Below are 15,655 nucleotides of genomic sequence, written 5' to 3'. Positions count from 1 at the left end.
GTCCATCACCCTTCTTACTTATCTTTTTTGCCATTGTGAAGTTCGGTTACGAAGTGCTTTCGTTCCCCATTCATATACAACTCTCACTACAATATTTGTAACAACAATAAGTACACTCATTGCAGCTGCTGGCGCTACATTTCCTGCATCATCCATATTTACGATTGATACGGCAGCTAGTTTAAAATCAGCTGCATATAAGAATACAACTGCTGACACAGTTACCATCGAATTTACGAAGTAGTACATTACCATTTCTAAAATTGCTGGTAAACACATTGGTACTGTTACTCGGAAGAATGTTTTATAAAACGGAATACCCATCGACTGCGAAACAAGCTCAAACTCTCGGTCTAATTTCTTTAAGGCAGTCGTTGCCGTGACAAATGTTACAGAATAAAAATGAATGATATTTACTAGTACTAACACAGCGATTGTTCCGTATAAAGAATGAAACGGATTCGTTACTGATAGTCCCAGAATTTGAATCGTTGGTTGACTAAAGAAAAAGACATATCCTAATCCGAGTACTAAACCTGGTATCGCTAACGGCACTATAGAGAAAAAGTAACCTGTTTTTCTAAAAAATTGTAGCTGGTCTATTTTCTCAATTGCATATGCGAATACAAATGTTAAAATCGCCCCAATAACTGCTGTAACTGCTGAAACAATTACGCTATTTTTAAATGCTTCAAGTCCATCTCCTGTTAAACTCGAAAAATTAAAATGCTCAAATGTAAAACTCATATTATATGGCCATACTTTCACACTTGCAGCAATACCAACTGCAACAAATAATAGAATGATCATAAGTGTAATTACACTACAATATATGAATGAGATTACATCTCTTTTCTTATTAGCTATTATTCTGTATGGTACTGCTTTTGAAGATAAGAAATTCGCCTGCTTTCTTTGCGTAATACGATCAACTACAAATGCGAATATAGCTGGGATTAATAAAATCATTCCGACAGTTGCACCCATCGGCATATTTTGCTGCCCAATTACTTGTTTGTATACGTCAGTAGCAAGCACATTATATTGCCCACCAACAATTTTTGGTGCCCCAAAATCAGTAAAACTAAGTGTAAACACAACAAACATTGCACTAATTAATCCGTACTTTACACTAGGTAAAGTAACAGTGAAAAATTGCTTTGTTTTACTCGCCCCTAACATATTAGAAGCTTCATATAAACGATAATCAGATCCTTGAAAGGCAATTAGCAATATAAGAAATGCTTGCGGAAATGTATAAATAACTTCAGCTATTACAATTCCTACTGGTCCATATAAAGGGATTTGTATACCTTCAAATAACCCAAACATTCCTTTCGTTACTAGCCCTTGATTACCAAATAAATATGTAAGTGCTATACCGTGCATCATCGTTGGTGCGAACAATGGTAATAACGCTACATACTGAAATACACGCTTTCCAAAAACATTCGTACGGGCAATTGCATATGCGTAAACGAATGCGATTGCAACTGAAATAATTGTTGTTGCGCCCGAAATCCATACTGTATTTTGTAAAGACTGAACTAAAGTTGGTGTTGTGAAATATTTACTGAAATTCGCTAAACCAATGAAAACTCCATCTTTATTATAAAAAGCTTGTGTAAATAGTTGTAATAGCGGCAATACAAGTATGATAAGGAAGGAAAGAATCATACCGATAATTACGAGCCTTTGGATCCATTCCTCTTTCCCAATACTTCTCTTAATCTTTTTTTTCGTACTTTCTACCTTATAGTTTTCTAACATCTCCATCTATACAATGACCTTCTTTCCATATGACAACATATGATTTTCTGAGAAAGAGATTTGAATCGGCTTTCCTTTTCTAATAGCGGTTGCTTCTACTTCTGATGCTAATATATCCACTACAATTTTTTCATTATAAAGGTGTGTGTTTTCTTCTACGACTCGCACTTCCGTCCGATATACGGATCCGCGAAATTCCATACTTTCCACAACTGTTTTAATACCTTCCTTTTGTACAATTGTTACATGTTCGGGACGAATTGCATGTTCTTCGTTATTTTTCGAAAAGAAATTAATAGAACCAATAAAATCTGCCACAAACGGATTGGCTGGTCTTTGATAAATCTCCTCTGGTGTTCCAATCTGCATAATTTCCGCATGATTCATTACAACAATTTTATCAGCCATCGTTAATGCCTCTTCTTGATCATGCGTTACCATAATCGTCGTTACTCCTATTTCCTCTTGCAAATCACGCATTTCTCTACGTAATTTTTCACGCACTTTTGCATCTAAAGCTGATAACGGCTCATCGAGTAACAAAATATCTGGAGACAGAGCGAGCGCACGTGCAAGTGCTACTCGCTGCTGTTGTCCACCAGACATTTGAGCAGGATATTTATCTTTTACATTCAGCAAATCTACAAGTTTTAACGCATCTAGCGCTTTCTCTTTCACTTCTGCTTTCCCATATTTTTTTGTCCTTAAGCCGTATTCAATATTTTCAAGTGCTGTTAAATTCGGAAATAAAGCATACGATTGGAAAACCATTCCGAAGGTTCTCTTTCCAGGAGGCAATGCTGTAATATCTTTGCCATTCACAGCTATACTGCCAGTCGTTGGTTCCTCTAGTCCCGCTAAAATGCGAAGCAACGTCGTTTTCCCACAGCCACTTGGGCCTAATAAACAAACAAACTCATTTTTGTTCACAGTAAAAGAAATATCTTTTAACGCTGTAAATGCATCAAACTGTTTTTGAATGTGTTGAATTGATAAATATTCGCTCATTTTTCTCTCTCCCACTCACTTACTTTTTCGGTTCTGCTTTTTGGCCAAACTCTTTTTCCCATTTTTCTAAAATTTTGTCACGATTTTCTGCTGCCCATTTAAAGTCATTCTTTTTATATAATTTTTCAGTAACATCTTTCGGGAATCCCTCTGGAAGTTTATAGTCATTTTTAATTGTCGCAAATCCATTTTTCTCAAAGTATAACTTCATTACATCATCAGTAATTGCCCAATCTAAAAATGCTTGCGCTAATTTATCATTTTTCGCATTATCTTTCTTAATAAGTGCGTTCGCTTCTACTTCCCATCCTAATCCTTCTTTCGGCAGTACAACTTCAACTGGGGCACCTTTTTGTTTCTCTTTTAAAGCACTATAAACCATTGATACACCGACTGGATATTCACCTGCTCCTGCTAATTTTGCTGGTTTTGATCCTGAATGCGTATAACTTGCCATATTATCATGAAGTTTCTTCATGTAATCCCAGCCTTTATCTTCACCCATGATTTGTAGCCATGCAGAAACTGTTAAAAATCCTGTTCCAGATGATGCTGGATGTGGCATAACAAGTGTTCCTTTATACTCTGGTTTCGTTAAATCTTCATATGATTCTGGCATCGGTAAATTTTTCTTCTTTAACTCTTCTTTATTTACAGCAATCCCCGTCATAAATGCAGTATTTCCTACCCATTTTTCAGGTTGCTTATCATCTTTAAATTGCGGAAGAACACGATCTGCTCCTTTTGGAGAGTATCCTTTTAACATATCTTTTTTATCTAAAGCTAATAGACTTGATGCCGCAGTTCCCCATACAACATCTGCTTGTGTATTTTTCCCTTCAGCTAGCAATTTCGCAGTAATAACTCCTGTTGAATCACGTACAATGTTTAATTTCACATCAGGATATTTCTTTTTAAAGGAATCAAGATAAATTGGTACAAGCTCTTCTTCAATTGCTGTGTAAACAGTTAATGATCCAGATAATTTGTCATCTTTCACTTTCGCTCCAGCACTTTCTTCCTTCTTTGCACCACACCCCATTAATAACGAAAATACCATTCCAGTCGCTACAGCTTTAAAGATTGTTTTTTTCACTGTTTCTCTCTCCTTTTACAAATCTTATGTACAACTCAAATATAAACAACTAGTGTAAAAGCAGTATTAAACCAACATTAATCTTTTATTTGTTGTTTGTTTTTGTGTAATACGTTGCTACTTCTATGTTTTTTCGCATTTTTCTGCTAATAAAAAACACTAAATTTACAAATAATTAAAAAAACCTTTATAATCCCACAAAAAAATGAGGCGTTTGTAAAAAACGCCTCATTTTTGTTTCCCTTTTTTTGAATTACGATTAGCATACTTTGCGCTATTTTCTCCTTCATACTCTAATGCAAATTCTGCATCTGGTAAGCTTTCTTTCGGAGTTTTATTATTATTGATTGCCGCATTTTGTTTCACTTTTCTTTTTACCAATACATTCACCTGCTCTCAAGAAATCACTTTCTACTCTAGTTTGAAACAATTTAAAATAATTATTACTGGCAAGTGTTAACAAGTACATAAGAGGCATTCGATGGAAATACTACGTATGAAGAAATCATTATAAAAAGGAGCGATGATTTTGAAGAAAAAAGAAAAGATTCAATCACCAACTTTAGACGAAACGCTCCCGCATCAAATGCATTTTCCATCTTTTAAAGGAACAGGAAAAACGATGCAACAACCTTTTGTGAATCAATATGATGTTGTAATTGGAGACAGTAAATATAATTCCGAGAACAGTCCACTTAACAATTGGAGTGATGAAGTAGATCCTGCCATTATGGCTGGTGATGAGTGGATCCATCCTACAAATGATATTGGGTGGATTTCAGAAGAAAATCAAGAGTTGCTAAAAAACGAATCAGATAATAAAAATGAAACTTTTATGCATCCACAATTTGGCATTAACGACTAAAAAACCATTCTACCTAACGTAGGTAGAATGGTTTTTTACTATCCAATAATAATCCGTTCTTTCGGGTATTTATAGCGAGGTGGTTGTTCCCTTCCACCACTAGCTAAAATAAATGTTAAAATACCAACGCGTCCGATAAACATAAGCACAATGAGTACAAGTTTCCCAACAGTTGTTAAATCAGGCGTAACACCTGTTGATAGTCCCGTCGTTCCGAAAGCAGAACAAACTTCAACAATTAAGCTCATAAGCGGTACATTTTCCGTAATAGATAAAATGAATAGCGCAGTAGCACATAACAAAATCCCCATCGTCATAACGACAGATGCTTTCAGTACATCCTCTTCATGTAACTGACGTTTGAAGACTCTAACTGTTCTACCGCCCCTTGCAAAGGTGTATAGTGACAATATACTAACAGCAAATGTTGTTGTACGTATTCCGCCCCCAACCGAACTTGGAGATGCCCCTATAAACATTAATATACTCATAAATAAAAGCGTCGGTTGTGACAATTCACGTATATCCATCGTAGCAAGTCCACCACTTCGCGTCGTCACAGATTGGAATAATGTATAAAATACAGTTTCATGCCATGACTTTCCTACTAAAAAATGATTTCTCTCCAGTAAAAAAATCATAATTGTACCAACAACAACGAGTGCAAAAAATGTTGTTGTCGTCAATTTTGTAAATAATGAAAAACGAAATAATTGTTGTCCCCTTTTACTAAAGAATTGTTTCACTTCCATTAGCACTGGGAAACCAATCGCTCCTAAAATAATTAGTAACATATGAATCATTTGAACAATATAATCTTTTTTATACGGAATTAATGATTGTCCTGTTAAATCAAATCCGCCGTTCGTAGTCGCACTAACCGCTGCAAAGAAACCGTGAAAATAAGCTTCTTGCCAAGTCGGAAAATAAAGTAAAAATCTTGTACCTAATAGGATTGCTCCAATAAGTTCTATCGAAATAATTACAATTAAAATAGAACGCATCAATTCTACAAGCCCCGATAAATTTCCTTGATTATGGTCTGCCATAATTAATCTTCTTCTTTGCAAACCAATCTTTTTCCCCGTAATGATCCAAACAAATGTACCAAGCGCCATAATTCCTAAGCCGCCTAATTGTAAAATAAGGGCTAAAACAATAATTCCTGCTGTAGTAAACGTATCTGAAATCGTAATAACAGACAGTCCCGTAACACTTACCGCACTAACCGATGTAAAAAGGGCATCTATAAATGTCCATTTCACACTAGGCTTCGTAACAAACGGTAAACTAAGCAATATTACCGATACAACTACCGCTAATAAATAAAACAAAACAATGAGTTGTACAGGACGTAATTTTTGTAAAAACTTTTTTATATCTCTCATTCCATCACTTCGCTACCTTTTTTCTATCGATTAAATAAAGAAAAATCTTTACTTTCTTTATTTGTAAATAACTGCTCAAATAATTTGGCAAAGACCATTCCATATACAGTTCCATTACCTCCATACGGCAATGCGTAAAACAAATTATGTATCTTTTCGTCTTCTTTTAAAATGGGGAGACCATCATGAGTACCACCAAATGCGGCTGCCCAATAGTAGTCTGCCTGTATATTTTTATACTGCGGGAACAGTTCTTTTACAATATTAATAAGGATATCACGCTTATGCAATAATTTCGTATCACCGATTGTTTGAATTTGCATCGCTTCATCTAATCCGCCTACAATAATGCGGTTTCGATACGTTCGAAAATATAAGTAGGGCCGTGCCGTTTCCCAAATTAACGATCGCTCATGCCAGCCTTCAAACTGATCTATTTCATTTGTTACAATTGCATAAGAAGTTTCTACTGTTGTATTCTTTTCTTTCTTTCCAAAAAGCGCTTCATAACCTGTCGCCATAATAATATTCTTTGCTACAATTTGATTTCCTGTTTTCGTGTAACAAATTAAATCATTTTGGTGTTTTTTTATATGTATTGCCTCTGTATGTTCATATATATTGGCTCCCATTTGATTTGCTTTATGCAAAAAACTATGCGCTAGTAAATACGGATTCACCTCAGCATCACCTTGCGTATATAACGCTGCTTGTTTTGCAAAAGAATAACGTTTCTTAATATCAGCTTCTGTAAAATATTCAACTGGAAATCCATAATTCTGTAACGTATTATATTCCTCTTGTAAAAATGAGACATCCTCACTTTTACTTGCATAATATAAACTATTTCGCAGAATAAAATGGGGATCAATATCAAGAGTCGGTATAACCTCTTCCATTGTTCTTAGCGCTTCATAACAAAGCTTATATGCTCGTAGCCCTTTTTCTTTACCAAATGTATGAATAAGAGAGGTTAACGATTTATCATGAAGAAATTGTAGTAAACCTGTATTAGCAGCTGTGCTACCACACGCAATTGCTCTTTTTTCAATAAGTGTAACACTCATGCCAATTTTCGCTAACGAATGCGCTATATGAGCACCTGCTTCGCCACTTCCGACTACAAGTACATCACATATCATATCACATTCTAACGGTGGATAACAAGGTACAGAAACTCCTGTATTCCAAAACAACTTACCGGTCATAAGTTTCATAATCATACTCCTAAAATATAAATTTCTCCTTTCTATGTTTTGTTATTTTCCATAAAAAAATCCAACTAACATAGGCTAGTTGGATTTTTTATTTTTAATTAGAACGCTCTTCAAGCCAATTTCCAATCGTCGGATATGTTTGTTTTACAGCTGTTCCACCGTAAACAATAGACATATGCCCTGTCGGTAAACATACATATTGTTTATCTGTGCTAGAAATATGGTCTAGTAATGCTTCTACTTGACATGGCAAAGCGATATGATCACGTTTCCCGGAAATATTTAAGACATTCGCCTTAATATTTGCAAGGTCTACCTTTTGTCCGCGAATAACAAGTTCACCCTTAACCAGTTTATTATTTTGATAAAAATCACGAATCCACTGTCTGTATGATTCACCTGGGAACGGAATACCATCACCAACCCACTTTTGAACCAATCTCCAGCTTTCGACGAAGCGCTCATTCTCTGAACGATCTACTAAAGCAACATATGGACCAACAAAGTTCGTAATTGGTTTTAACATTTTGTTTCCGAAATCAATCATTTCTGGCGGGATATTTCCAAATGTATCAACCGCTTTATCTAAATTGAAGTATTTCTCATCTAATAAAGGACCATACAATCCTGTTTCAGAGAAATCAAAAGGACTTGTCATGAAAATTAAATTACGAATTGGCATGTGCGGATGAAGTGCTGCATAAATGGAAGTTAGCGTTCCACCCATGCAATAACCAAGTAAAGAAATCTCGTCCGCTTTTGCAGTTCGCATTACTTTTTTTACTGCTCTTGCAATATAATCAAACACGAAATCATCAAATTTCAAATGACTATCTTCTAAACCAAATGTGCCCCAATCAAGCATATACACATCAAAACCACGATCCACTAGATATTCCACTAAACTATTTCCAGGAGTTAAATCCATAATATATGGTTTATTAATAAGAGCATATATTAACAGAATTGGCACTCTTTGTGTTTTTTCTTGTTTTGGAATGTAGCGATAAAGCTTCGTCTTATTCTTCGTCCAAATAACCTCTTTCGGCGTTAATCCTACTTGCGGCTCTGGTTCACGTAATAAAATTTCACTCGCCCTTTTCACTCGGCGGTATGCTTTTCGGTACTCTTCTGGGTATAGCTCTAATTGCTTTTCCCATTCTGTTGCGAATGTAGTCATTTTCCTATCTCCTTTTTGGTCGATTTCCTTCTAAAAAAAAGAAGTGCATTCCTGCTATGGATATGCACTTTTTTCTTACTTCATTACATATATAATCCGCCGTTAATGTTTAATTGCTGACCTGTGATATACGCACCGTCACGGCATAGGTATACTACACCTTTTGCAATTTCATCAGCTTGACCAAAACGTTTTTTCGGGATTTTTGCAACGATTTTTTGACGTACTTCTTCTGGTACTTCTGCTACCATTTCAGTATCAATAAATCCAGGACAAATTGCATTTACAGTGACATTTGTTTTTGCAAGTTCTAATGCTAATGATTTTGTAAATCCTAACATACCCGCTTTTGCTGCTGAGTAGTTTGTTTGGCCAAATCCACCTGCTTGGCCAATAATAGAAGAAATGCTAATAATTCTTCCTTCTTCCGCTTCCGTTATGTATGGAAGAACCGCGCTTGTCGTATTAAATACGCTACTTAAATTCACGTCAATTACGCGCTCCCAATCTTCACGATTTAACTTTTTGAATGTACGATCTCTTGTAATACCAGCATTATTAACAAGAATATCAACTTTACCAAAATGATTCACAGCTTCTTCTACAAGTCGGTTTGCATCTTCTACTTTAGAAACATCCGCTTGCACTGCATAAACGTCATGTCCGTCTTTTCCTAGTTCATTTACTAAATTTTCAGCTGCTTCTTTACTGCTATTATAGTTAATAACTACTTTCGCTCCCTCTTGTGCTAATGCTACTGTAATTGCTTTTCCAATCCCTTTTGCTCCACCTGTTACGATTGCTACTTTGCCATTTAATTGAACCATTTCTTTTCCCCCTTAAATGAATTTGTGAACGATTGTTATGAATCATTTTGGTACTCATACTGTAGAGTCCCTATATAATTATGTTTCGCTGTTTACACGTGAAAGAGATTCTCCCTCTCTCTTTTACCTGTTATAAACAAGCGCTTTTATCATTTTTTATTTTCCGGCTTATTCGCAGGCTTTATCTCTTCTTTTACAGGTACTTGTAGTTTAGCTAGTACTGCATTTTGCTTTTCTAGCAATTCTAAAATTTGATCTACTTTTGTTTCAAGCGTACGAATATCTTGTTTCACTTTCGTCACATCACGCTTTAATGTAGGAGCTTGTCCTAAAGAATCTACTTTCTCCTCTAGAAACTCCTCAATGTTATCTACTTTATTTTCTAAGTTAATAACAAGCGTAGCCACTCTTGCGATATCCTCTTTCGTCGGCACATTTACTTGTTCTAAATAGTTTTTTGTCGTATCATTTAATGCTTTTTGATAAAACAAATTCAAATCTAGAACGCTGCCCATCCAAGCAGAATATTCTTCTGTTTTAATTGTTTCATTGAGCGCTTTTCCCCAAAATGTTTCGGTTTGTTCATAAGCATTTTTCCATGCTTGTAGTGGATCGAATTTTTGATCAATCACTTTACCTACACTCCCTTTTTCGTTTTTGAAACAATTCAACCTATTCACTATTTTCTAATATTCTGAATAAAACTTCAAGTCTATATTTTATTTTTTCTATTTTCTAACAAATGTGTTGACTTTAAAAACAGATAGGTGTAAATTGCACTTATAAGCAAAAAATTCCATCTAACTGATTCATGAGGTGATGCACAATCATGCTACAAAATGAACCAGAACAACGCGAAAGTTTGGAGAACAACCAAGCGAAACAACCAAACTCCATGCCAAAAAACTTCTTAGTTCCCTTCTTACTTCTCTGTCTAAAAGACTGGAGTCTTCATGGTTACAAACTTATTCAAATGCTAATGGATATCGGCTTTTCTTCTGTTGACCAAGGTAATGTTTATAGAACACTACGCAAATTAGAAAAAGAAAACCTTATTTCTTCTACTTGGGATACAAGCGATGGAGGGCCGGCAAAAAGAATTTATTCTTTAACTGAATATGGAGAGCAATATTTAACAACATGTGCGACTTCTTTTGAACATTATCAAAATATGTTGCGAACGTTTTTCACGTTATACACCAATGCATTCTTTCCATTTTCTACTTCTCCAGAAAAGGATGAAAAGGATTCTTCATCTTCACCTGGTGGTACAGCAGAGTAATCTGCGTTCACAATATGCAAAAAAACATTTGGGGGTCAAACAATGGAAACTAAACCATACGAATTAGTCGATGCATTTTGGAAAAACTGGTCTCAATCACTTTCCCTTTTCTCTTCAGCTGGGAAACAATTAGAGCAACTTACTTTAGAAACATTAAAACAACAACAAGACGCTTTGCATAAATTAACATCAGGAGTAGATGAACTAGAAAAAGAACTACAACAACTCACTGCTCAGTTCAATAACCAATATACAGATTACGTGAAACAATTAACTGGAAACTCCTTAAATGATCAAATTAACGAGTGGCAAGACAAGTGGAAGGAACTTTCTGCTCATATGCAGCAACTTACTGTTTCTCCTACAAAAACATCTTTGTCAATCCTTACACAAACAAGCGGTCAATTTGAAGAAACAACAAAACAATTTATTGAGCAACAACAATTACAACGTGAAGAGGCTCAAAAACAGTTAGAGGGTTTTTTGGAAGAGTTCAAGTCAAAACAGTTGGAACTCGCAAAAAAGTTCGAGGAAAATTCAAAAAATCTATTTACTTCCATCAAGTAAGAAAAATGTGGGAGCTAACTGCAGCACAAACAAAACTCTTTCTTCCTCCTACTACATCAAGATGGCTAGCATTTTTCGATATGGAAAAGAAGGAGGACAAAATGAATCCATTTCAAGAAGCACAAACTGTTCCAGAGCTTCGTTATGATGAGATTCAAGTCGGTGATCAAGCATCCCTTACAAAAACAATTACGGATGAAGATGTTATCAATTTTGCAAAATTGACTGGAGATGTGAATCCTATTCATATTTTAGATTCTTTTGCAAAAACAACAATGTTTAAAGAACGTATTGCTCACGGTATGCTCGTTTCGAGTTTTATTTCTACCATCCTTGGAACGAAACTCCCGGGCAAAAATACGATTTATTTATCCCAAAATGTTTCATTCCGTGCCCCTGTCAAAATCGGTGATACACTTCGTGTTGTGGCAGAGGTTATTAAGAAGCGTGACGATAAAAAAATCATTACGTTGCAAACAAACATATATAATCAATCAGATGATATTGTCGTGGAAGGAACGGCGACAATACTAAAAAAAGAGTAGCAAATTTGCTACTCTTTTTTCTATCCAAGAACTTCTAATCGCACCGATTACTTCCGCGTATGACTACGTCATTTCCACATAAAATAACGTTACCAGTTTAGATAAGAACTTAGCTGAACTGGACTACTCATAAGGATGTGTATCAACATGGTAAAAACAAACAAATTATTAGTTCCAGGTGCAGAGCAAGCGCTTGAACAATTTAAATATGAGATTGCACAAGAATTTGGTGTAAGCTTAGGATCTAATACAGCATCTCGTTCTAACGGTTCAGTTGGCGGCGAAGTAACAAAACGTCTTGTTGCTTTAGCTCAACAACAATTACGTGGATAATAATATAACATATGGCTTAGAGGCAGATATTCTCTGCCTCTTTCTATTTTCAACATACATAATAGTGCTTTTTCACATACTAATCAAAGCAAAATGAAAGGAGCGATATGTGAAATGAAACGGATTAATATTAGCATGAGCCCTCCCCGCGTTCTTACTTTATCTTTTCTTCTATTATCAGTTGGCGGCACATGCTTATTAAAACTGCCCATTGCTACGACAACGTCCATTTCATGGCTCGATGCCTTATTTACAACCGTTTCCGCTTGTACTGTTACTGGGCTTGGTGTTGTAGATACCGGAAAAATGTTTACTTTATTTGGACAATGTGTCATTTTAACGCTTATACAAGTTGGCGGGCTTGGCATTATGAGCTTTGCTGTCTTAATTGCGATTATGCTCGGAAGAAAAATCGGTCTTCAAAACCGTATTTTATTACAACAAGCATTAAATCAAACGAATATCGGCGGCGTCATCCGTCTTGCCAAATCGTTATTTTTATTCTCTTTTACAGTCGAATGTATCGCTACCTTAATTCTTTCTTTTGAGTGGGTACCAAAATATGGGGTTACCAAAGGGATCTATTATAGTTTTTTCCATTCAATCTCAGCCTTTAACAATGCTGGTTTTTCTGTGTGGAGCGATAATTTAATGTCCCATTCTCATAGCATTCTTGTCAATTTCGTCATTTCCTCTCTCATCATTTTAGGTGGAATTGGTTTTACAGTAATCGTAGACATAAAAAGAAAGAAAAACTTTAAAAACCTTACACTACATTCAAAACTTATGCTTTCTTCTACTCTAATCGTCAACATTATTGCTACCCTTTTTATTTTTATATTCGAGTTCCATAACTCCCTTTCTATGAGAGGTTTTACCCCATTTGAAGAAGGAATGGCCTCTTATTTTCAAGTAATTTCAACGCGAACTGCCGGATTTAATACAGTTGATATTTCTACATTGTCAAAACCTTCCCTCCTATTAATGATGCTCCTTATGTTTATTGGTGCTGGTAGCGCTTCAACGGGTGGTGGGATTAAGTTAACAACATTTTTAATCATATTTTTTGGCGTATTTAAATTTTTACAAGAACAAGAGGATATTGTCGTATTTAAAAAATCCATTAAAGATACTCTCATTGTCAAATCATTAACCATTACTATTATTTCCATTTCATTTATCTTTTTTGCTATTTTAATTTTGAGTATTACTGAGCGAGTTCCTCTATTGATGAGTGCTTTCGAAGTATTTTCAGCATTTGGGACTGTTGGCCTCAGTATGAACTTAACACCCCACTTAACTATAATCGGAAAAGCTATTATTATCTTTATGATGTTTTTTGGGAAAATGGGTCCTTTAACATTGGCTTTTTCATTTGCTCGTAAAAAGAACCGGAAAATAAAATATCCGAATGAAGATATTTTAACAGGTTGACAACCGTAGAAATTATCCATATAATGAGAATACAATAGCATATCTCCAAAGGGGAGTAGCGTCCAAGAAAATTTCTTGGAAACAAAGTCGTCATTACGTAGAACTTAGTTCTTCCGGCTTTGTTGGCATTTTCATTACATATGTCTAGCAAGACCTTTGCCTATTAACGGCAGAGGTCTTTTTTGTATTCATTTCCAGATTCTCCCAAAGTTAATAGGCAGGAGTATGGGGAAACTAAATAGTGGGGAAATTCTTCACTTATTTAGAACTTATAGAAATGAGAGGAGAATGTACATGGATGTATCATTATTATTGGAGTATGGTTGGGTATTACTCATCCTAATTGCACTTGAAGGGATTTTAGCGGCTGATAACGCTCTTGTTCTTGCAATTATGGTAAAACATTTACCAGAAGAAAAACGAAAGAAAGCACTATTTTATGGATTAGCAGGGGCATTTGTTTTCCGATTCGGATCGTTATTTATGATTTCGTTCTTAGTCGATGTATGGCAAGTGCAAGCAATTGGTGCCATCTACCTTATGTTTATCGCTGGTAATCACTTATTTAAAACGTATGTTAAAAAGAATACGGATGAAGAAACAGAAGAAAAAGAAGCAAAGAAAAAACAAGAGAACTTTTGGTGGACTGTATTTAAAGTTGAGGTTGCTGATATCGCCTTCGCAGTTGATTCAATTTTAGCTGCTGTTGCACTAGCAATGACTTTACCAAAAACAGGATTAGGTACAATTGGTAGTCTTGATACTGGGCAATTCGTTGTTATCTTTGTGGGTGGACTTATCGGATTAATCATTATGCGATTTGCAGCAACTGCTTTCGTACAAATCTTAAAACGTAAACCAGGACTTGAAACTGCAGCATTCTTAATTGTAGGTTGGGTTGGTGTAAAGCTAGCAGTTTATACATTAGCACACCCTGCATTAAATGTAATTCCACATTCATTCCCAGAATCCACTCCGTGGAAGCTTACATTCTGGATTGTATTAGTCGGAATCGCAGTTGGTGGTTGGTTCTTCTCAAAAGAAGTAGAAGTAAAAGTAGAAAAGAATTTAGACGAAAAAGCGCTGTAATTACAGTGCTTTTTCTTTTTGCTTTCTTCCTCTCAATATCCAGAAAAATTCCATTATACTATTTTTTGTAAACGTTTTCTTAATATATGTATGTCCTTTTTGTGAAACATTGCACAAACTTATTGAAAGTGAGAACAATTCCATGTACTTTATTCATATAAGGAGTATTTATAGAAGATTTACTAAAGGAGCGTATTACTCATGCTAGAACAAGGACTAGATTATGTTGTCAAACTGGCTAAAAGCAAAAAGAAAATGCTAGATACAAACCCAATGCAATATTTCATTCGTGCTGCACTTGCGGGTATTTATATCGGTTTTATTATTGTACTATGTTTTAAATTAGGTAACTTTTTTCACATTGCAGATTCACCAGCAACTTACTTAGCTGCTTCTATGTTTTTCGGGATTGCTCTCGTACTTATTATATATGGCGGTGCTGAATTGTTTACTGGAAACACAATGTACTTTACTGTAGCAACTTTAAGAAAGGAAACAACGATTTCTGATACACTTCGTAACTGGGTTGCTTGTTACGCAGGTAACTTAGGTGGCGCGTTATTCTTTGCCTTACTATTTTACGCAACTGGAATTTTTGAAGCAATTGATCACGGTCACTTAATGAGTAAAGTCGTTGAAGGAAAGATGAACACACCTACAATGCAGTTATTCTTTAAAGCCATTTTATGTAACTGGCTCGTATGTCTTGCTTGCTTCTTACCTTCTCAGGTTAAAGGTGACACAGCAAAAATAATGGTCATGATGCTACTTGTTTTCACATTCTTCTTATCTGGTTACGAACATAGCATTGCAAACTTATCACTCTTTGCTTTATCTTTAGTTTCACCGCATCCTGAGACAATTTCTTTTTCAGGTGCTATTCATAACTTAATTCCTGTTACAATCGGTAACATTATTGGTGGATCAGTATTTGTCGGTATGGTATACCACTACTTAACTAAGAAAACACCTGACGTTCAACAGGAAGAAACTGAAATCGCAGCAGCTCAGCAAGAAGAGATTATTCCTTTACAAGCACATATGAAACATTAAA

Annotated in this window: 17 protein-coding genes and 1 riboswitch; of the genes, 8 read left to right on the top strand and 9 right to left on the bottom strand. The window is 35.4% G+C overall.

The window, feature by feature from the left end:
* Positions 1-18: 18 nt before the first annotated feature.
* From MHI26_RS06875 to MHI26_RS06860, 4 genes are all read right to left on the bottom strand, one after another.
* On the bottom strand, positions 19-1,776 hold the full coding sequence (locus MHI26_RS06875; protein WP_061668009.1) for a putative 2-aminoethylphosphonate ABC transporter permease subunit: 1,758 nt from the start codon (positions 1,774-1,776) through the stop codon (positions 19-21).
* Positions 1,777-2,778 (bottom strand): ABC transporter ATP-binding protein, encoded by a 1,002-nt coding sequence (locus tag MHI26_RS06870; RefSeq protein WP_061668010.1) that lies wholly within the window; start codon positions 2,776-2,778, stop codon positions 1,777-1,779.
* A gap of 19 nt (positions 2,779-2,797) precedes the next feature.
* A complete protein-coding gene (locus tag MHI26_RS06865; protein ID WP_000750893.1) occupies positions 2,798-3,874 on the bottom strand; it encodes a putative 2-aminoethylphosphonate ABC transporter substrate-binding protein in 1,077 nt (358 codons plus the stop codon).
* Between the two features lie 228 nt (positions 3,875-4,102).
* Positions 4,103-4,255, bottom strand: a complete 153-nt coding sequence (locus MHI26_RS06860) for a hypothetical protein (RefSeq protein ID WP_000240799.1) — start codon at positions 4,253-4,255, stop codon at positions 4,103-4,105.
* A gap of 148 nt (positions 4,256-4,403) precedes the next feature.
* Here MHI26_RS06860 and MHI26_RS06855 point away from each other — a divergent pair, with 148 nt between their 5' ends.
* Complete coding sequence (locus tag MHI26_RS06855; RefSeq protein ID WP_000726029.1) at positions 4,404-4,739, top strand: DUF3905 domain-containing protein; 336 nt, start codon at positions 4,404-4,406, stop codon at positions 4,737-4,739.
* 38 nt (positions 4,740-4,777) lie between these two features.
* Here MHI26_RS06855 and MHI26_RS06850 read toward each other — a convergent pair whose 3' ends face one another.
* The 5 genes from MHI26_RS06850 to phaR form a co-directional block, all read right to left on the bottom strand.
* On the bottom strand, positions 4,778-6,127 hold the full coding sequence (locus MHI26_RS06850; protein ID WP_061668011.1) for a TrkH family potassium uptake protein: 1,350 nt from the start codon (positions 6,125-6,127) through the stop codon (positions 4,778-4,780).
* A gap of 23 nt (positions 6,128-6,150) precedes the next feature.
* On the bottom strand, positions 6,151-7,344 hold the full coding sequence (locus tag MHI26_RS06845) for an NAD(P)/FAD-dependent oxidoreductase (protein WP_061668012.1): 1,194 nt from the start codon (positions 7,342-7,344) through the stop codon (positions 6,151-6,153).
* A gap of 94 nt (positions 7,345-7,438) precedes the next feature.
* Positions 7,439-8,524: a class III poly(R)-hydroxyalkanoic acid synthase subunit PhaC gene (phaC, locus tag MHI26_RS06840; RefSeq protein ID WP_061668013.1), complete on the bottom strand. Its 1,086-nt coding sequence runs from the start codon at positions 8,522-8,524 to the stop codon at positions 7,439-7,441.
* Positions 8,525-8,607: 83 nt separating this feature from the next.
* Positions 8,608-9,351, bottom strand: a complete 744-nt coding sequence (locus MHI26_RS06835) for an acetoacetyl-CoA reductase (protein ID WP_000250407.1) — start codon at positions 9,349-9,351, stop codon at positions 8,608-8,610.
* Between the two features lie 149 nt (positions 9,352-9,500).
* Positions 9,501-9,983 carry a polyhydroxyalkanoic acid synthase subunit PhaR gene (phaR, locus tag MHI26_RS06830; RefSeq protein ID WP_000566941.1) on the bottom strand — a complete coding sequence of 161 codons (483 nt, stop codon included), beginning with the start codon at positions 9,981-9,983 and terminating at the stop codon, positions 9,501-9,503.
* 197 nt (positions 9,984-10,180) lie between these two features.
* Here phaR and phaQ point away from each other — a divergent pair, with 197 nt between their 5' ends.
* The 7 genes from phaQ to MHI26_RS06795 all read left to right on the top strand — a co-directional run bounded on the left by phaQ (position 10,181) and on the right by MHI26_RS06795 (position 15,654).
* Complete coding sequence (phaQ, locus tag MHI26_RS06825) at positions 10,181-10,633, top strand: poly-beta-hydroxybutyrate-responsive repressor (RefSeq protein ID WP_000939954.1); 453 nt, start codon at positions 10,181-10,183, stop codon at positions 10,631-10,633.
* Between the two features lie 42 nt (positions 10,634-10,675).
* The gene (phaP, locus tag MHI26_RS06820; RefSeq protein ID WP_000448596.1) at positions 10,676-11,200 is read left to right on the top strand and encodes a polyhydroxyalkanoic acid inclusion protein PhaP; all 525 of its coding nucleotides are present in this window, start codon (positions 10,676-10,678) and stop codon (positions 11,198-11,200) included.
* Positions 11,201-11,301: 101 nt separating this feature from the next.
* Positions 11,302-11,745 (top strand): MaoC family dehydratase, encoded by a 444-nt coding sequence (locus MHI26_RS06815; RefSeq protein ID WP_001067916.1) that lies wholly within the window; start codon positions 11,302-11,304, stop codon positions 11,743-11,745.
* A gap of 147 nt (positions 11,746-11,892) precedes the next feature.
* Positions 11,893-12,078, top strand: coding sequence for an alpha/beta-type small acid-soluble spore protein (locus tag MHI26_RS06810; RefSeq protein WP_000241212.1), 186 nt, complete (start codon positions 11,893-11,895; stop codon positions 12,076-12,078).
* Between the two features lie 114 nt (positions 12,079-12,192).
* Entirely contained in the window at positions 12,193-13,512 is a 1,320-nt protein-coding gene (locus tag MHI26_RS06805) for a TrkH family potassium uptake protein (RefSeq protein WP_000822357.1), read from the top strand.
* 38 nt (positions 13,513-13,550) lie between these two features.
* A riboswitch (yybP-ykoY riboswitch) is annotated at positions 13,551-13,724 on the top strand.
* Between the two features lie 82 nt (positions 13,725-13,806).
* The gene (locus MHI26_RS06800) at positions 13,807-14,601 is read left to right on the top strand and encodes a TerC family protein (protein ID WP_000383326.1); all 795 of its coding nucleotides are present in this window, start codon (positions 13,807-13,809) and stop codon (positions 14,599-14,601) included.
* A 201-nt stretch (positions 14,602-14,802) separates the two neighbouring features.
* Positions 14,803-15,654 (top strand): formate/nitrite transporter family protein, encoded by an 852-nt coding sequence (locus MHI26_RS06795; RefSeq protein WP_000893035.1) that lies wholly within the window; start codon positions 14,803-14,805, stop codon positions 15,652-15,654.
* The last annotated feature ends 1 nt before the right edge of the window (position 15,655 follow it).

It is taken from the genome of Bacillus sp. FSL K6-1218 (assembly GCF_038006445.1).
Lineage (GTDB): Bacteria > Bacillota > Bacilli > Bacillales > Bacillaceae_G > Bacillus_A > Bacillus_A thuringiensis_S.
This window is presented reverse-complemented; position numbering and strand designations above follow the sequence as displayed.

What these genes read in the sequence shown, in the direction of transcription:
- MHI26_RS06795 (WP_000893035.1), top strand. Translation starts at nt 14,803, where the DNA reads ATGCTAGAACAAGGACTAGATTATGTTGTCAAACTGGCTAAAAGCAAA.
- MHI26_RS06845 (WP_061668012.1), bottom strand. Translation starts at nt 7,344, where the DNA reads ATGAAACTTATGACCGGTAAGTTGTTTTGGAATACAGGAGTTTCTGTA.
- phaP (WP_000448596.1), top strand. Translation starts at nt 10,676, where the DNA reads ATGGAAACTAAACCATACGAATTAGTCGATGCATTTTGGAAAAACTGG.
- MHI26_RS06870 (WP_061668010.1), bottom strand. Translation starts at nt 2,778, where the DNA reads ATGAGCGAATATTTATCAATTCAACACATTCAAAAACAGTTTGATGCA.
- MHI26_RS06805 (WP_000822357.1), top strand. Translation starts at nt 12,193, where the DNA reads ATGAAACGGATTAATATTAGCATGAGCCCTCCCCGCGTTCTTACTTTA.
- MHI26_RS06800 (WP_000383326.1), top strand. Translation starts at nt 13,807, where the DNA reads ATGGATGTATCATTATTATTGGAGTATGGTTGGGTATTACTCATCCTA.
- MHI26_RS06815 (WP_001067916.1), top strand. Translation starts at nt 11,302, where the DNA reads ATGAATCCATTTCAAGAAGCACAAACTGTTCCAGAGCTTCGTTATGAT.
- phaQ (WP_000939954.1), top strand. Translation starts at nt 10,181, where the DNA reads ATGCTACAAAATGAACCAGAACAACGCGAAAGTTTGGAGAACAACCAA.
- MHI26_RS06850 (WP_061668011.1), bottom strand. Translation starts at nt 6,127, where the DNA reads ATGAGAGATATAAAAAAGTTTTTACAAAAATTACGTCCTGTACAACTC.
- MHI26_RS06835 (WP_000250407.1), bottom strand. Translation starts at nt 9,351, where the DNA reads ATGGTTCAATTAAATGGCAAAGTAGCAATCGTAACAGGTGGAGCAAAA.
- MHI26_RS06875 (WP_061668009.1), bottom strand. Translation starts at nt 1,776, where the DNA reads ATGGAGATGTTAGAAAACTATAAGGTAGAAAGTACGAAAAAAAAGATT.
- MHI26_RS06810 (WP_000241212.1), top strand. Translation starts at nt 11,893, where the DNA reads ATGGTAAAAACAAACAAATTATTAGTTCCAGGTGCAGAGCAAGCGCTT.
- phaC (WP_061668013.1), bottom strand. Translation starts at nt 8,524, where the DNA reads ATGACTACATTCGCAACAGAATGGGAAAAGCAATTAGAGCTATACCCA.